The sequence below is a fragment of the Burkholderia aenigmatica genome (assembly GCF_048627025.1).
Classification (GTDB): Bacteria; Pseudomonadota; Gammaproteobacteria; order Burkholderiales; family Burkholderiaceae; genus Burkholderia; species Burkholderia aenigmatica.
Window position 1 is genome coordinate 1,438,414 of sequence record NZ_CP184469.1, and the last position, 15,342, is coordinate 1,453,755.

Annotated in this window: 14 protein-coding genes; 3 read left to right on the top strand and 11 right to left on the bottom strand. The window is 66.5% G+C overall.

Annotation, left to right across the window (positions count from 1 at the left end; translation table 11 throughout):
- Positions 1-59: 59 nt before the first annotated feature.
- Positions 60-1,175, top strand: coding sequence for an alanine dehydrogenase (gene ald, locus ACN8ZM_RS23510; protein WP_043183500.1), 1,116 nt, complete (start codon positions 60-62; stop codon positions 1,173-1,175).
- A 54-nt stretch (positions 1,176-1,229) separates the two neighbouring features.
- On the opposite strand, the gene polX is transcribed toward ald, so the two are convergent.
- The 9 genes from polX to ACN8ZM_RS23555 all read right to left on the bottom strand — a co-directional run bounded on the left by polX (position 1,230) and on the right by ACN8ZM_RS23555 (position 10,032).
- Entirely contained in the window at positions 1,230-2,996 is a 1,767-nt protein-coding gene (gene polX, locus ACN8ZM_RS23515; RefSeq protein WP_420212531.1) for a DNA polymerase/3'-5' exonuclease PolX, read from the bottom strand.
- 155 nt (positions 2,997-3,151) lie between these two features.
- Entirely contained in the window at positions 3,152-3,544 is a 393-nt protein-coding gene (locus ACN8ZM_RS23520; protein WP_043183498.1) for a TraR/DksA family transcriptional regulator, read from the bottom strand.
- Positions 3,545-3,879: 335 nt separating this feature from the next.
- Positions 3,880-4,653 carry an ABC transporter substrate-binding protein gene (locus ACN8ZM_RS23525; RefSeq protein ID WP_230624333.1) on the bottom strand — a complete coding sequence of 258 codons (774 nt, stop codon included), beginning with the start codon at positions 4,651-4,653 and terminating at the stop codon, positions 3,880-3,882.
- 70 nt (positions 4,654-4,723) lie between these two features.
- Positions 4,724-5,926: an acetyl-CoA C-acyltransferase gene (locus tag ACN8ZM_RS23530; protein ID WP_420212532.1), complete on the bottom strand. Its 1,203-nt coding sequence runs from the start codon at positions 5,924-5,926 to the stop codon at positions 4,724-4,726.
- Positions 5,923-6,585: a 3-oxoacid CoA-transferase subunit B gene (locus tag ACN8ZM_RS23535; protein ID WP_420212533.1), complete on the bottom strand. Its 663-nt coding sequence runs from the start codon at positions 6,583-6,585 to the stop codon at positions 5,923-5,925. Before ACN8ZM_RS23535 ends, ACN8ZM_RS23530 begins: the two co-directional genes overlap by 4 nt.
- On the bottom strand, positions 6,560-7,240 hold the full coding sequence (locus ACN8ZM_RS23540) for a CoA transferase subunit A (protein ID WP_420212534.1): 681 nt from the start codon (positions 7,238-7,240) through the stop codon (positions 6,560-6,562). The genes ACN8ZM_RS23535 and ACN8ZM_RS23540 overlap by 26 nt, the downstream gene beginning before the upstream one ends.
- A gap of 11 nt (positions 7,241-7,251) precedes the next feature.
- A complete protein-coding gene (locus tag ACN8ZM_RS23545) occupies positions 7,252-8,565 on the bottom strand; it encodes an aspartate aminotransferase family protein (protein ID WP_420212535.1) in 1,314 nt (437 codons plus the stop codon).
- A gap of 46 nt (positions 8,566-8,611) precedes the next feature.
- The gene (locus ACN8ZM_RS23550) at positions 8,612-9,373 is read right to left on the bottom strand and encodes an amino acid ABC transporter ATP-binding protein (RefSeq protein ID WP_205823124.1); all 762 of its coding nucleotides are present in this window, start codon (positions 9,371-9,373) and stop codon (positions 8,612-8,614) included.
- Entirely contained in the window at positions 9,370-10,032 is a 663-nt protein-coding gene (locus tag ACN8ZM_RS23555; RefSeq protein WP_043183487.1) for an amino acid ABC transporter permease, read from the bottom strand. The genes ACN8ZM_RS23550 and ACN8ZM_RS23555 overlap by 4 nt, the downstream gene beginning before the upstream one ends.
- 213 nt (positions 10,033-10,245) lie before the next feature.
- Here ACN8ZM_RS23555 and ACN8ZM_RS23560 point away from each other — a divergent pair, with 213 nt between their 5' ends.
- Positions 10,246-11,169, top strand: a complete 924-nt coding sequence (locus ACN8ZM_RS23560; RefSeq protein ID WP_043183486.1) for a LysR family transcriptional regulator — start codon at positions 10,246-10,248, stop codon at positions 11,167-11,169.
- A 110-nt stretch (positions 11,170-11,279) separates the two neighbouring features.
- On the opposite strand, the gene ACN8ZM_RS23565 is transcribed toward ACN8ZM_RS23560, so the two are convergent.
- Both ACN8ZM_RS23565 and ACN8ZM_RS23570 read right to left on the bottom strand, forming a co-directional pair.
- A complete protein-coding gene (locus ACN8ZM_RS23565; protein WP_420212536.1) occupies positions 11,280-12,695 on the bottom strand; it encodes an undecaprenyl-phosphate glucose phosphotransferase in 1,416 nt (471 codons plus the stop codon).
- A gap of 2 nt (positions 12,696-12,697) precedes the next feature.
- Entirely contained in the window at positions 12,698-13,486 is a 789-nt protein-coding gene (locus tag ACN8ZM_RS23570) for a Crp/Fnr family transcriptional regulator (RefSeq protein WP_420212537.1), read from the bottom strand.
- A gap of 922 nt (positions 13,487-14,408) precedes the next feature.
- Between ACN8ZM_RS23570 and ACN8ZM_RS23575 the strand changes: the two genes are divergently transcribed.
- Entirely contained in the window at positions 14,409-15,191 is a 783-nt protein-coding gene (locus ACN8ZM_RS23575) for a Crp/Fnr family transcriptional regulator (protein WP_043183483.1), read from the top strand.
- Positions 15,192-15,342 lie beyond the last annotated feature (151 nt).

Genomic DNA, 15,342 nt, shown 5'->3' on the forward strand with positions numbered 1-15,342 from the left:
ATCGTTCGCCGCATCGCGCACCTGCACGACAACGATAACGAAGGCCATGGAGGCGACTCATGCTGATCGGTGTGCCGAAAGAGATCAAGAACCACGAATACCGTGTCGGCCTCACGCCAGCCGGCGCGCACGAACTGACACGACACGGCCATCGCGTACTGGTGCAGCGCGGCGCGGGCACGGCGATCGGCCTGCTCGACCACGACTACACGGCCGCGGGCGCATCGCTCTGCGACGGCGCCGACGAAGTCTTCGCGCGCGCCGACATGATCATCAAGGTCAAGGAGCCGCAGCCGGCGGAATGCGCGATGTTGCGGCGCGGGCAGATCCTCTATACGTACCTGCATCTCGCACCCGATCCCGAACAGGCGGCCGCGCTCGTGAAGTCCGGCGCCGTCTGCATCGCCTACGAAACCGTGACGGGCCCGGGCGGCGGCCTGCCGCTGCTGGCGCCGATGAGCGAGGTGGCCGGGCGCATGTCGATCCAGGTCGCGGCGACCCACCTCGAAAGCCCGCGTGGCGGGCGCGGCCTGCTGATGGCCGGTGTGCCCGGCGTGCCGGCCGCGCACGTCGTCGTGCTCGGCGCGGGCGTGGTGGGCACCGGCGCGCTGCAGATGGCGGTCGGCCTCGGCGCACGCGTCACCGTGCTCGACACCAACGTGAACCGGCTGCGCCAGCTCGACCTCGTGTTCGCCAACCGGATCACGACCGTCTGCTCGAATGCGCACACGATCGACGAAGCCGTGCGCGATGCCGATGTCGTGATCGGCGCGGTGCTCGTGCCGGGCGCGTCGGCGCCGCGGCTCGTCACGCGCGACATGATTGCGACGATGCGTACCGGGGCGGTCGTCGTCGACGTCGCGATCGACCAGGGTGGATGCTTCGAGACCTCGCATGCGACGACGCATGCGGACCCGACCTTCGTCGTCGACGGCGTCGTGCACTACTGCGTCGCGAACATGCCCGGCGCAGTCGCGCGCACGTCGACCTTCGCGCTGAACAACGCGACACTTGGGGCTGCGCTCGCGCTCGCCGACAAGGGCTGGAAGCAGGCGATGACCGACGATCCGCATCTGCGCGCGGGGTTGAACGTGTGCGACGGACACATCACGTACGAAGCGGTCGCGCTGGCGCTCGGCCTGCCCTATGTGCCGGCGGCCGACGTGCTGGCATGACGTGACCGCGTTCACGCATGGCTGATGGCTGGCGGCACGCGCCGCCGGCCGCGTTCACGCGCCCTTCGCGCCGCTGCGCTTCGACGCGCCGTCCGCCCCCATCGTGCGTGCAAGCAGCGGCCTCAACTGCGCAAGCGTGCGCGTGTTCAGCACGTCGGGCCGCGTGAGCCAGCCGCGCCGCGCCTGATCGACGCCGTACGCGAGATTGTCGAGTTCGTCCGTGCTGCACGCATCCGAGCCGATCGCCACCGGCACGCCGGCCTTCGCGGCCTCACGGCACCAGATGTCCGGCAGGTCGAGCCGCCGCGGCTGTGCATCGAGTTCGACGAAGCAGCCGCGCGCCGCGGCGTGCGCGATCACGCGCGGCACGTCGAGTTCGCATGCATCTCGCTCGCCGAGCACGCGGCCGGTCGGGTGCGCGAGAATCGTGAAATGCGGATGGTCCATCGCGCGCAGCATGCGCGCGGTCTGCGCGTCGCGCGACAGCGCGAAGCCGTCGCGTACCGCACCGACCACGAGATCGAGCCGGCCGAGCAGCGCATCGGGCACATCGAGACTGCCGTCCTCGCGAATGCCGGCCTCCACGCCCTTGAGCAGCACGAAATCGTCGAACGACGCATTGACGCGATCGATCTCGTCGAGTTGCCGGGCCAGCCAGTCGAAGCTGTCGCGGCCGCCGCCGGCATGCGGCGCCCGGTCGGTGATGGCCAGGTACGCGAACCCGCGTGCGCGTGCTGCATCGGCCATCGCGCGCAGGCTGTTGCGGCCGGCCGATGCGTCGGTATGCGCATGCAGATCGCCGTGGACGTGCTTGCGCTCGACCAGCGCCGGCAGCGTGCCCGCGCGCGCCGCGTCAATCTCGCCGCGATCCTCGCGCAATTCGGGCGGCACGTCGTGCAGCCCGATCGCCGCATAGACCGACGCCTCGGTCGCGCCCGCGATCCGTTCGTCGCCGCGAAACACGCCGTATTCGTTGATCTTCAACCCGCCGGCCTGCGCGATCCTGCGCAACGCGATGTTGTGCGCCTTCGATCCGGTGAAGTAGACGAGCGCCGCGCCGAACGCATCGGCATCGACGACGCGCAGGTCGACCTGCAACCCGCTGGCGAGCACGACGCTCGACTTCGTCTTGCCGTGCGCCAGCACGCGCGCCACCTCGCCATAGCCGACGAATGCTTCGGCGACGGTGACCGGATCGCGTGCGGTGACCAGGATGTCGAGATCGCCGACCGTCTCGCGGCGGCGGCGGAAACTGCCGGCCGGCACGGCCTTGCCGACGCCCGCGATCGCGCGCAGGCGTTCGAGCAGCGGCAGCAGCGAATGCGCCGCATCCGGCAGCAGGAAGCGTTGGGGGTCGCGCTTCAGCCGGTCGTCGATCGCTTCGAGCAGATGTGCTTCGGTTTTCGCGCCGAAGCCCGGCAGCTCGCGCACGTGCCCGCTCTTCGCTTCCGCGCGAAGCTGCTCGAGCGAATCGACGTGCAGTGCGTCATGCAGCGCCTTCACGCGTTTCGCGCCGAGCCCCGGCACGTCGAGCAGTTCGACGATCGCGCCCGGCAACGCGTGGCGCAGCGTTTGCTGCAGCTCGCAGGTGCCGGTCGCGGCGATCTCGCGCAGCTTCGACGCGAGATCAGGCCCGATCGACGGAATCTTCCCGAGATCGTCGCCGTTCGCGATCATCGTCGAGATATCGCGCCCGTAGTCGGCAATCGTCCGTGCGGCGTTGCGATAGGCACGCACCCGGAACGGATTGGCGCCCTGGATCTCGAGCATGTCGGCGATCTCGGCGAACACGGCCGCACACCCGGCATTGTGGATCGGCATGATCGGCGTGGCTCCCTTCCACGTGGATGGCGCCGCGCGCGTGCGCGACGGCGTCTGCCCACCCGGCGCCGCATGCTGACGCCGCCGGGCGCCCGTTCATCATCGTACGCCGGCCGCGCATCGCGTGCAGCGCCGTTGCGGTCGCGTCGTCGGAATCAGAGGGAGGCGCGCGGCGTCGTGGCGTAGTGCCGCTCGTAGATCGACTGGCAATGCGTGCAGCGTTCGGCGGCCGGGCGCGCCAGCAGGCGCTCGTAGCCGACCGAGCCGTCGCAGTCGATGCATTCGCCGTAGCTGCCGTCGCGCATCCGCTGCTGGGCGCGACCGATCGCGCGCAGTTCGGTCAGCTTCATGCCGATCAACGCATGATCGACGTCGACGAACAGATCCGCATTCGCCTCGTCGCCCTCGTCCGGCGCCGCGCCGGCAAGGTCTGCGTAGGATTCCGACGCACGCTGGTCTTCGCTCGTGCGGATCTCCGCACGCAACGTCTGCTCGCTCTCGTTCAGCCGCTGTTTCAGCGTCTGCCGTTGTTGTTGGTCGAGCGCCATGGCCGTCTCTCCTGTTCCGGGTTCCGCGCGGGGCATTGCGGCGCGCGGTGTCGCGCCGGTGCGCGGCGGGCAGGCGTCACCGCCTGCCACCGTGTCCGGATCTGCGGCCGGAGACAACAAGTGCCGGACGCATTCGACGCAGGATAAACCCATTGAACACGCATGTGTTGACCGGAATCAGCGTGCACTGCAGCGTTCGGCATGCGTTTCGTGAAACTGGGGACGGACGCGAAATCACGACACGATCGCCAGGCGAAGCAACGCCGCCGATGGCGAGCGCAGGCGCGAACGCCGCGCCCGCCGCCGGCTTGCCACGACCCGGGTGGACTGCGGGCTCAGCGTACGTCCTCGCCGAGCCACTGCTTGCTGATCGCCCCGTACTCGCCGTCCTTGAGCATCGTATCGAGCGCGGCGTTGATCGCATCCAGCAGTTTCGGGCTGTCCTTGCGCACCGCGATCCCCATCTTCTCCGGATACAGCAGCGGCCCGGCCGGCTTCGCGTCGACATGCTTGTCGCGTATCGTCAGGATGCCCGCGATGCGGTCCGTCACGAATCCTTCGATACGGCGGTTCTGCAAGTCGATCAGGATGTCGGGCAGCCCCTTGTAGGTCTTCACCTGCACGTCGGGCCGATTCTTGCGCAGCCACGCCTCGTACGTCTCGCCGAGCGTGACACCGATCACCTTGCCCTTCAGCTGCCCGATGTCCTGCACCGTGCTGCCCTTCGGCACGAAGAGTTGCGCGCCCGAACGATAGTACGACCGCGTGAAATCCACGGCCTTCAACCGCTCGTCGGTGATGGCCAGGCTCCCGATCACGGCGTCGTACTTGCCGGCCAGCAACCCGCCGACGATGCCGTCCCACGCGGTCATGACCGGGACCGGCTTCGCGCCAAGCCGGTTCGCGACGCGGTTGCCGATATCGACGTCGAAGCCGGTCAGCTTGCCCGACTCGTCGATGAAGCTGAAGGGCGGATACTTGCCGGTCAGCGCGAACGTCAGGTTGCCGGTCTGCCGGACCCTGTCGAGATCGTCGGCGTGCGCCGCGATGCTCGCGGCACCGATGAGCGCCGCGCAGGCCACCCTCGTCAATCGTTGCATCAAAGTCATTTCCAGTCTCCAGAATGTCGATTTGATCGTGAATCGAACGCATCGAGGCGTTCGACGTGGCATCGCGCGGTCACTCGCGGTGCGCGACCTCGAACAACGCGGCGGCGCCCTGCCCGCCGCCGATGCACATCGTGACGACGACACGGCGTACGCCACGCCGCGCCCCTTCGAGCAACGCATGCCCGACCATCCGCACGCCGGTCATCCCATACGGATGACCGAGCGCTATGCTTCCGCCGTTGACATTGACGGTTTCATACGACAGTCCGAGCGCATCGACGCAATGCACGACCTGCGATGCGAACGCTTCGTTGAGTTCCCACAGGTCGATATCGGCAGCAGACAGCCCCGTGCGCGCGAGCAGCTTGTGGACGGCCGGCACGGGGCCCACGCCCATCTCGTCGGGCCGGCAGCCGGCGACCGCGCACGCGATCATGCGTCCGAGCGGCGGGGTGTCCAGCGTCCGCAGCATCGCACCGGATACGACCGCGCAGGCGGCCGAACCGTCCGCGAGCGCACAGGCATTGCCGGCCGTCACGGTGCCCCCGTCACGCACAGCATCGAGCGCGGCCAGCGCGTCGGCCGACGTACCGGGGCGCCTGCACTCGTCTTCGCTCACGCGCAGCGTGCGCGGCACGCTGTCGCCGCTCGCCTTGTCCCGCTCGAGCTTGCGCACATCGACCGCGACGATTTCGTCGCGCAGCCAGCCCGCTTGGGCCGCATGCGCCGCACGATGCTGGCTGAGCGCCGCGTAGTCGTCCTGTGCGCGACGTGACACGCGATATCGACTCGCGACCACATCCGCCGTCTCGACCATCGGCATATAGGCATCGGCGTGTCGGGCCAGCAACTGTTCGTCCTGCTGACGATAGCGATTCATGTTCGCGTTCTGGACGAGGCTGATCGATTCGACGCCACCCGCCAGAATCGCGTCGGCTTCGCCACCGGCGATTCGCGCCGACGCCATGGCCACCGCCATCAGTCCCGACGCGCATTGCCGGTCGACCGTCATGCCCGCTACGCTGACGGGCAGATCCGCCGCCAGCGCCGCCATCCGGCCGACGTTGTAATACTGCGTGCCTTCCGGCAATGCGCAGCCGAGCATCACGTCGTCGATCCGTTCCGGATCGAGACCGCTGCGCGCCACCGCGGCGCGTAACGACAGGGCCGCCAGGGTCGGCGACGTCGTGTCGTTGAACGCGCCGCGAAACGCACGCCCGATCGGCGTCCGTGCATATCCGACGATCCATGCGTCGCGATCGGTATACGTCATGCGGCCTCCCTGGCAACGGTGAAGTCGGCATCGGTCAGGTTCCGGATGTCCGCCACGCTCATCGACCCCAGTCGCTCGACCAGCGTCAGCCCGTCCGCGTCGCACCGGAATACCGCGTGTTCGGTGATCACCATCGCGACACGGCGCCGGGCCGTGAGCGGCAACGTACAGTGCTCGACGATCTTCGGCCGGCCATTCTTGTCGGTGTGCGGCATCGTCACGATCACGCGGCGCGCCTTCTGCGCGAGTTCCGCGCCGCCGCCGATACCGGCCACGAGGCCGCCCGGCACGAGCCAGTTCGCGAGGTCGCCGTAGGCCGACACCTGCAACGCGCCCAGGAACGTGATGTCGACCAGCCCGCGCCGGATCATGCCGAACGACTCGGCGCTGTCCACGATCGCGCCGCCCGGCACGACCGACACGTAGCCGCCGCCGGCATCGATCAACTCGCGGTCGAGATCGGCCGCGCGCGCCAGCGCACCGACGCCGACGATGCCGTTCTCCGAGTGGATCCAGGCGGCGGGCGGATCGCCGAGATACGACGGAATCAGGGTCGGCAGGCCGATGCCGAGGTTGATCAGTTGCCCACGCGCCACCTCGCGCGCGGCCCGGCGCGCGATCACGTGGCGCGGGTCAGCGCTGGATGGGCTGGTATTCATCGCTGTCTCCGTCGATCTGGATGAGGCCGTGCACGTGAATGCCCGGCGTATGGATGTCGTCGGGTGCCATGGGTGTCGCGTCGACGACGCGTGCCTCGACCAGCACCCGCTCCGCGGCCATCGCCATCAGCGGCGAAAAGTTGCGCGCCGCACCGCGATAGCGCAGATTGCCGCTGGGATCGGCCCGGTCGGCGCGAAGCAGAGCGAAATCCGCATGCAGCGCGGATTCGAAATACAGCGTCCGCCCGTCAACCGAAATCGTCTCGCGCGTCACGCCGAGTTCGGGCGGCAGTTCGATGTCGGTCACGACGCCAGGCAGGCCGACGCCCGCACAGCGAATGCGTTCGGCGAACAACCCTTGCGAAAAGAATTCGACCTGCAGCGCGCCGGACAGGTATGCGCGCCGCGCGGGGCCGCTCAAGCCGAGATGCGTCGTCAGCAGCCGCCGCACGACACCGGCCTCGATCAGTCGCGACACGCCGTAGTTGTCCTGGTTCGCGTCGTTCTTGATGATCGTCAGATCGCGCTTGCCTTGACGTTGCAACTCGGCGAGCAGCGAGAACGGCGTGCCCGGCGACCCGAAACCGCCGACCATGATCGACGCGCCGTCCGGGATCGGTGCGACCGCGTCGGCCAGTTGCATGCGCTTGTCCATGCGTGAATCCCTCATCGCCCGAGCGTCCGGAATGCCCGGTCGAGCCGCTCGACGATCTCGTCGCATTGCGCGCGCGTCGTGATCAGCGGCGGTGCGATCAGCGTATGGTCGCCGGTTTCGCCCATCAACGACTTGCGCGGGTAGACGATCACGCCCTGTTCACGCGCGGCGCGCGTCACCTGCTCGCCGAACCGGAGCGCCGGGTCGAACGGGGTTTTCGCGTCGCGATCCGAGACGTACTCGATCGCCTGCAGAAAGCCGCGTCCGCGCACGTCGCCGATGAAGTCGTGCCGCGTCGCGAGATCGTCGAGCAGGTCGCGCAGGTAGTCGCCGGTCACGGCCGCGTTCTCCACCAGCCCCTCGCGTTCGATCACGTCGATCACGGCCAGCGCCGTCGCGCTCGCGAGCGGATTGCCGGCATAGGTATAGCCGTGCTGGAATCCACCCGACGCCAGGATCGGGGCGGTCAGCTCGGCCCGGGTGACGATCGCCGACGTCGGGTAGTACCCGGCGCCGAGCCCCTTCGCAACACACAGGATGTCGGCGTCGACGTTCCAGTGCTGAAAGCCGAACCAGCGCCCCGTGCGGCCGATACCCGTCATCACTTCGTCAAGAATCAGCAGGATCCCGTGCCGCGAGCAAATTTCGCGGATACGCGTGAAATACGCATCGTGCGGCACTTCGGCGCCCGTGCTCGCGCCGCCGATCGGCTCCGCGACGAAGGCGGCCACCCGTTCGGCGCCGACTTCGCGAATCGCCGCGTCGAGTTCGTCCGCACAATCGAGCGCATGCTGTTCCGCAGTCTTCCCGGCAGGCACGCGATACTGCGTCGGCGAAGCCACCTTCGGATAAAGCTGGATCATCGGCTCGAACGGCCGGGTAAGCGGCGTGTAGCTCGTCATCGCGAGCGCGCCCATCGTCGAGCCGTGATAGGACGGCTGACGCGCGATGAACACGCTGCGCGCCGGCTCGCCGCGGCATACCCAGTACTGGCGTGCGAGCTTCAATGCCGATTCGACGGACTCCGAGCCGCCACTGGAGAAGAACACGCGATCGAAACGGCCGCCGGCGAGGCCGACGAGCTTCTCCGCGAGATCCACGGCGGGCTGGTTCTCGAACTGTGTGCGGTACGAGAACGCGACCTTGTCGAGCTGCGCGAGCATCGCGTCGCGGATGGCCGGATGGCCGTGTCCCAACTGGGCCACGATGGCGCCGGAACACGCGTCGATGTGACGATTGCCGTCCGTGTCCCATGCGTAGATGCCTTCGGCGCGCGCGATGGTCGGCAGCTGCACGGCAGACTGATAAAGGAGATGGTCGCTCATTGACGTCCTTTTCGGGTTGCGTAGGGTGATTCGATGTCGCGCGCACTCACCGGATGTCGGCGAGGAACGCCTGGGTCCGTTCGTGCGACGGCCGATGAAAGATCTCGGACGGGCAGCCGTCCTCGACGATCCGGCCGTCGGCCATGAAGACGACGCGATCCGCCACGCGCTCCGCGAACCGCATCTCGTGCGTGACGACCATCATCGTCATGCCGGCCTTTGCCAGCCGCTCCATGACCGCCAGCACGCCGCCGACCATCTCGGGGTCGAGTGCCGACGTCGGTTCGTCGAACAGCATGGCGTCGGGCTTGAGGACCAGCGCCCGTGCAATCGCGACGCGCTGCTTCTGGCCACCGGACAGATTGCCCGGATACACATCCTGCTTGTCGAGCACGCCGACCTTGTCGAGCAGTTCCCTCGCTTCGTCGCGTGCCTGCGCGGCCGCCATGCCGAGCAGCTGCATCGGCGCGAGCGTCAGGTTTTCGAGCACGGTCAGGTGCGGGAACAGGTTGAAATGCTGAAACACCATGCCGACCTTCATCCGCATCGTATTCAGGTAACGCTCCTGGGCACCGTGTCCGCGGGCAGGATCGTTGACGAGACTGCCGAGCACCCTCACCTCGCCCCGCGTCGGCGTCTCGAGATGATTCACGCAACGCAGCAGCGTGCTCTTTCCCGATCCGCTCGGGCCAATCAGCACGACCACCTCGCCCTTGCGGACCTCGAGTGATATGCCTTTCAACACCTCGAGTGCGCCATAGGTCTTGTGGATGTCGCGCAGGACGATCTGCGGCTGGGCCCCGTTCATGCGCGACCTCCCTTCAGGATCAGACGCTGTTCGAGCTGGCGCAGCGCCATGCTCGTACCGGTGGTCAGCAATGCATAGATCATGGCGCACGCGAAATAGAGTTCGAATGGCTTGAAGGTCGCGCCGACCAGTTGCTGCGTGCGCATGAACAGCTCCGCGAGCGTAATGGTCGACACGAGCGACGTGTCCTTGGTGAGAATGATCAGGTTGTTGCCGAGCGGCGGCACGATCAGCTTGAGCGCCTGGGGCAGCACGACGAGCCGCATCGTGCGCGCAGCGCCAAAGCCGAGCGACCGGGACGCCTCGATCTGCCCGTGCGGAATGGCGAGGATGCCCGCACGAATCGTCTCCGCGTTGTAGGCGCCGACGTTGAGCGCCAGACCGATCACGCCGGACGTGAACGGCGACAGCTCGATGCCGAACTGCGGCAGCCCGAAATAGATGATGAAGAGCTGCACGAGCAGCGGCGTCGAGCGGATCAGCCAGATGTAGGCGCTCGTGGCATCACGCAGCACACGATGGCGCGACAGTCGGCCGAGCGCGGCGCCAAGGCCGATGACCAGGCCGAATACGGTGGCGAGCAGTGTCAGCTCCACCGTCACGGCGGCCGCTTCGAACAGCATCGGCAGGTACTTGAACACGAGATGGAAATCGAACATGGCATGGCGGACAGCGCGCTGCGCGGCGGCGCAACGGCGCTGAAAGTGTCTCCGTAAGATGAGTGACCGATTTGATTCATCATCTGCCGACAGCTCGAAAGCCATTACAGCAAAAGGAACCGGCCTGTTGTTTGACTGGATCGCAGTCTCGCTTTGAATTATTTTTCGGTCAATATATGATCTTTTTTAATCAATTGATTGACCGGAGCGAACATGCGGAGCGACTTCAGCCTGCGCGACATCGAAATCTTCCATGCGATCGCCACGGCCGGCTCCACACGGCAAGCGGCCGTTCAACTGGGCATCACGCAGTCGGCAGTCAGTCATGCCCTCGCGAGGCTGGAGGACAGCCTGCGCATCCGGCTGTTCGCGCGCGAGAACCAGCGCCTGCAGATCTCGCCGGCCGGCCGCTACATGCTCGACGAGGCCGTGCAGTTGCTCGACCGGCTGAATCGCATCGAAGAGGAAATTTCGCTGTTGCAGGACAACGGCGTCGCGTCGCTGCGCATCGGTTGCGCGCCGGGGCTGTGCCACAGCTTCGGGCCCCGGCTCGCGCAGCAGTATGCGCAGGCGCATGACGGCACGGGTGTCGCGCTCGACGTCGCCGCGAGCGGACGGCTCATCTCGGATGTGGAAGGCGGTCGCCTCGACCTCGCGATCGTGTCCTACGAGATCCACGAACCCGGCCTGATCTTCGTGCCGGTGTTCGGCGCGAAGATGGTCGCGCTGCTGACACGCAAAAACCGGCTTGCCGCGCGCAAGCTGCTGACCTACGACGATCTTGCCGATCAGCAGTACATCAAGCCGATCCAGTCCGACCATCTGATCTACGACGACTCAAGCGATCGCCGGCGGCTCGGCTACGAATTGCGCGTCAGCATGAGTTCGCTCGGCGAAGTCATCCGGCTCACCGACGGCGTCAGTCTGCTCAATGCGCTGACCGCTGCCGACCTGTGCGCGAACCGCGAACTGGTTGCGCGTCCGTTCGATTCGAGCCAGTGGTTCAATTTCTACCTCGTTCACCAGCATGCGCTGAAGAACAATCCGGCCGTGCGCGACGTGCTCGACATCGCGCAAGCGTGCGTCAGGGATACCGCCGAGCGCTCGGCCTATCCCGACGCGTTCGTGATGCGCTGACGCGCGTTCCCGCCGCCGCGCGCCGCGATATGGAGCACGGCACGCGCGGCGGGCAAGCGCGATGGCACGCCGCACTCGAATTCGCCGTTGACGGAATGCCCGGCCGCCGGTCAGAACGCGTTGCGCCCGATGAAGCCGCGCACGACCGTCAACAGGATGATCTTGATGTCGAACCAGAAGCTCCAGTTCTGCATGTAGAACAGATCGAACTTCACGCGCGCTTCCATCGCCTCGACCTTGCGCGTCTCGCCACGATAGCCGTTCACCTGTGCCCATCCGGTGATGCCGGGCCGCACGCGATAGCGATACATGTAGCAGTCGATCAGTTGCCGGTAGAAATCGTCGTGTTCGATCGCATGCGGACGCGGGCCGACGACCGACATCTGCCCGAACAGCACGTTGAAGAACTGCGGCAGTTCGTCGAGCGACGTGCGCCGCAGGAACGCGCCGACGCGCGTGATGCGCGAATCGTTGCGCGACGCCTGCCGTACGACGCCAGGCTGGTCGCGATGCACGCGCATCGTCCGGAACTTCAGGATGTCGAACTCGCGGCCGTCGACGCCCTTGCGGCGCTGCCTGAACAGCACGGGCCCCGGCGACGACAGCTTGACCGCGATCGCCAGCAGCGACAGCAGCGGCAGCAACGGAATCAGCACGCCGAACGCGAACAGCCGGTCGAACGCGAACTTCGCCCACAGCTCCGGCGCCGAGCGCGGCGTGGTCGCGAGATTGATCGCCGGCATGCCGAGCACGTCGGTCGCCGAGCGATCGACCACGGCCATCTGGCGCACGTCGGGCAGCAGCCGCAGTTCCACGAACTCGTCGCGCAACTCGCGGACGATGCGCTGGATCCGCCACTCGTGCGACATCGGCAGCGTGAGCCAGACCTCGTCGATCTCGCCGCCGCGAATCAGGTCGCGCAACGCGTTCCAGTCGTCGATCACCGGCACGCCGCCGATACCGCCGGAGGCTGCCTGCGCATCGTCATCGAAGACGCACACCGCCACGAACGGACCCTGCGGCGCGAGTTGCATCCGCTCGACCGCGACACGCCCGTACGCGGTTGCACCGACCACCGCGACACGGCGCTGCCGCGCGCGCGGATCGTCGCGCGTCAGCGCGAGCGCCAGCAGCGCGGCGCGGCCGAGCAGCAGCGCGGCGTCGCCGGCCAGCACCGTACGCACGATCCAGCGTGTCGTGACCGTGCCGCCGCGGTTCATGATCCACGTCGCGGCGGCCACCGTCAGCACGCTGGCGCAGACGAGCGCCACCATCGTCTGCGTCAGCGCATGCGTGCCGCCTTGCGGCGCCACGCTGCCGCGCACGGTGCGCAGGTAGCGCGGCAGCAATGCCACGGTCAGCACGCACAGCAGCGCGATCGCGCCGCGCTGCGCGTCGGACAGCTCGCGCCACGCGAGGCCCGACGCCGCCTGCGCCGCGAGCGCGCCTGCCAGCACGAGCACGACGTCGGTCGCCGCGATCGCGGCACGCCGTATCGCATTCGTTCCACCGGACCTCGACTGCATCGTCACGCACCATGTGCCGGGAACCCGCAACGCCCCTCCGGCATGCGGGGGCGAACCGGCGTAGGCGTCGGCCGCGCCGCCCCGCGCGTGCCGAGCAACCTGCGATAGTCGGCGCGAATCAGGTCGTAGCATTCACACGCGTGATGTTCGAGGCCGTCGCGGTCGAGCACCGTGATGCGGCCGCGGCGCTGCCGGATCAATCCGGCTTCCTGCAGGTTGCCGGCCGCTTCCGTCACGCCTTCGCGCCGCACGCCGAGCATGTTCGCGATCGTCTGCTGCGTGACGGCCAGTTCGTCGCCGTCGATGCGATCGTGCGCAAGCAGCAGCCAGCGGCTGAGCTGCTCGCTGACCGAGTGATGCCGGTTGCACAGCGCGCTGCGCGAAATCTGCGCCATCGTCGCCTGGCAGTAGTTCAGCAGCAGACGGTAGGTCGCCGGCGAGCGCTCGAATTCGGCACGCATCACGCAGCTCGGCACGCGATAGGCCATTCCGCCGATGCGCACCTCGACCCGATGCGACACCGAGGCGCCGCCGGCCAGCGTGGCCAGCCCGACTACCCCCTCGCGGCCGATCTGCGCGACCTCGACCATCGCACCGTCCTCCATCAGGTGCTGCACCGACATCATTGCCGTCGTCGGGAAATGCACGTGGCGCATCGGCTCGCCGACCCGGTCGAGTGCCCCGGCCTTGACCCGGACCAGTTCCAGATGCGGCGCCATGGTGCGGATGCTGTCCTCCGGGAGGGCTGCGAGAATGGCATTCGCCGAGTAGCTCGAGTGAAGATGAAACATGTCTGTATCCCTTTTATTGTCCGCACCGCCTGCTGCCGCGTGCACGGAACTCGTTATCGCGATGCGCGCCCGGACGTTCCCAGCGGTTGCGGCCCACAACCCTGATTCCGACCGACCATCGGCTTGTCGCCGCCGGATCGAGTCGACCGTCCCGTTTCGACACGCCAGCCCGAATAAGCGATTTACGTGCCAATACATGCCCATCCTTAATATGTGAATCACGCCGGATTTAGATCGCCCGAATAATCGGCTAAAAAACAAAAAACCGTCTCATTTCCGGACACTCTTCCGGACCATGGACACTGCACGCCATTTGACTGATCATTTCTTTTGCATCGAGCCGAGGCAGCCGAACCGGTGCCACGAGGCTTGTCGCTCATATACTTACAGTCTATTTTCAATTGTTTACATGACGTCCCGGACTATGCTCCGCGGAGACACCCCACCTCACACGGTCGTTTGAAACTGTCTCAAATTTGAATCGACACACTAATTCAATACTCTGCGACCTATCGCACACTTCACACGCAACACATTGATTTTCAATCACATTCTTGCGAGCACCATTTATTTGTCAAATAATGTTCAATGCCCGTCACGCACTCTCCCCGCGCGATGCGCGCCGCCACTCGATTGATTCACGGCTGACACCGAATGAATCGCCGCCGTCGCATTCTGTTTTCGGATGATTAATTCCGGCGAAATGAATCATTAAATCCAGATAACGTTTGCTCTCACGCAAAAATCGTCAAACTTTGTGAAATGACGCAATGTGCAATTGATCCAATTCAATAGCGTGCTAGCCTTTTCGCCAGTACCGTCACTCCATTCATGACGAACACAAGTCCGCACGAGCGTGCGAATTCCCCTTTCCGGGGTATCGCCGCGACGACGCGCGACCGCCACCCTACGAGGATGCGCCGTGACTCACCAGGCCCCTGACGCCGTCGCGCACGCGAACGGCATGATCGAGCTTTCCCACAGCTTCGACGCGAACCGGTTTCTCGCGGCCATCGACCGCGACGAGCTCGCGACGCTGGCGCCCCACCTTCAACTCGTCCACCTGAAATCGGGGCAGGTCCTCTGCGAACCCGGCGAAATGCTCGCCGCGGTCTACCTGCCCGTCACGACCGCGATTTCGCTGCAGTACGTGTCGTCCGGCGGCATGACGCTGGAAGTCGCGGAGATCGGCAGCGAGAGCGTGGTATGCGACGACGTGATCGGCGGCAGCGGCCGGATGCCCTGCCGGGCCGTCGCCTGCCGCGACGGCTTCGTCTACCGGCTCGACCGGCGCATGTTCGCCGCCGCGTTCGATGCATCGCCGGTGATCCGCCATCTCGTGTTCGTCTGCGTGCGGCTGCTGATGGCACAGGTCTCGCAGATCACGTTCTGCAGCCGTCATCACGTGCTCAAACATCAGTTATGCAGATGGTTCCTGCTGGCATACGACCGCACGCGCAGCATCGAGATCCAGGTGACGCACAGCATGCTGGCGCAGATGCTCGGCGTGCGGCGCGAGACGGTGACCGATGCGGCCGGCGAAATCCAGAAGCTGGGCCTGATCCGGCAATACCGGAGCTCGATCGAGCTCGCCGACCTCGACGGCCTCGAAAAAATGTCGTGCGGCTGCCGGGCGATCGTGCGCGACGAGATGAAGCGCATCCTGTCGGCCGACTCGGGCGTGCCGGCCGCATCGCGCACCTGACCGGCCTGCCTGCGCGGCGCGGCGCTTCGTTGCGCGTGGTTAGCGCGGGGTTAGCTGTTTGTAGGGTGGCGAACAGAACGCAGTGTCTGCCAATGGTCTACTGATGCCGGACTGCCGGGGGGACGTCAGCGCGTATCGCGCGTCTGCCCGA

Coding starts and splice junctions, on each gene's coding strand:
- ACN8ZM_RS23530 (WP_420212532.1), bottom strand. CDS start 5,926: ATGACGTATACCGATCGCGACGCATGGATCGTCGGATATGCACGGACG.
- ACN8ZM_RS23560 (WP_043183486.1), top strand. CDS start 10,246: ATGCGGAGCGACTTCAGCCTGCGCGACATCGAAATCTTCCATGCGATC.
- ACN8ZM_RS23535 (WP_420212533.1), bottom strand. CDS start 6,585: ATGAATACCAGCCCATCCAGCGCTGACCCGCGCCACGTGATCGCGCGC.
- ACN8ZM_RS23540 (WP_420212534.1), bottom strand. CDS start 7,240: ATGGACAAGCGCATGCAACTGGCCGACGCGGTCGCACCGATCCCGGAC.
- ACN8ZM_RS23545 (WP_420212535.1), bottom strand. CDS start 8,565: ATGAGCGACCATCTCCTTTATCAGTCTGCCGTGCAGCTGCCGACCATC.
- ACN8ZM_RS23565 (WP_420212536.1), bottom strand. CDS start 12,695: ATGCAGTCGAGGTCCGGTGGAACGAATGCGATACGGCGTGCCGCGATC.
- ACN8ZM_RS23550 (WP_205823124.1), bottom strand. CDS start 9,373: ATGAACGGGGCCCAGCCGCAGATCGTCCTGCGCGACATCCACAAGACC.
- ACN8ZM_RS23525 (WP_230624333.1), bottom strand. CDS start 4,653: ATGACTTTGATGCAACGATTGACGAGGGTGGCCTGCGCGGCGCTCATC.
- polX (WP_420212531.1), bottom strand. CDS start 2,996: ATGCCGATCCACAATGCCGGGTGTGCGGCCGTGTTCGCCGAGATCGCC.
- ACN8ZM_RS23555 (WP_043183487.1), bottom strand. CDS start 10,032: ATGTTCGATTTCCATCTCGTGTTCAAGTACCTGCCGATGCTGTTCGAA.
- ACN8ZM_RS23570 (WP_420212537.1), bottom strand. CDS start 13,486: ATGTTTCATCTTCACTCGAGCTACTCGGCGAATGCCATTCTCGCAGCC.
- ACN8ZM_RS23520 (WP_043183498.1), bottom strand. CDS start 3,544: ATGGCGCTCGACCAACAACAACGGCAGACGCTGAAACAGCGGCTGAAC.
- ald (WP_043183500.1), top strand. CDS start 60: ATGCTGATCGGTGTGCCGAAAGAGATCAAGAACCACGAATACCGTGTC.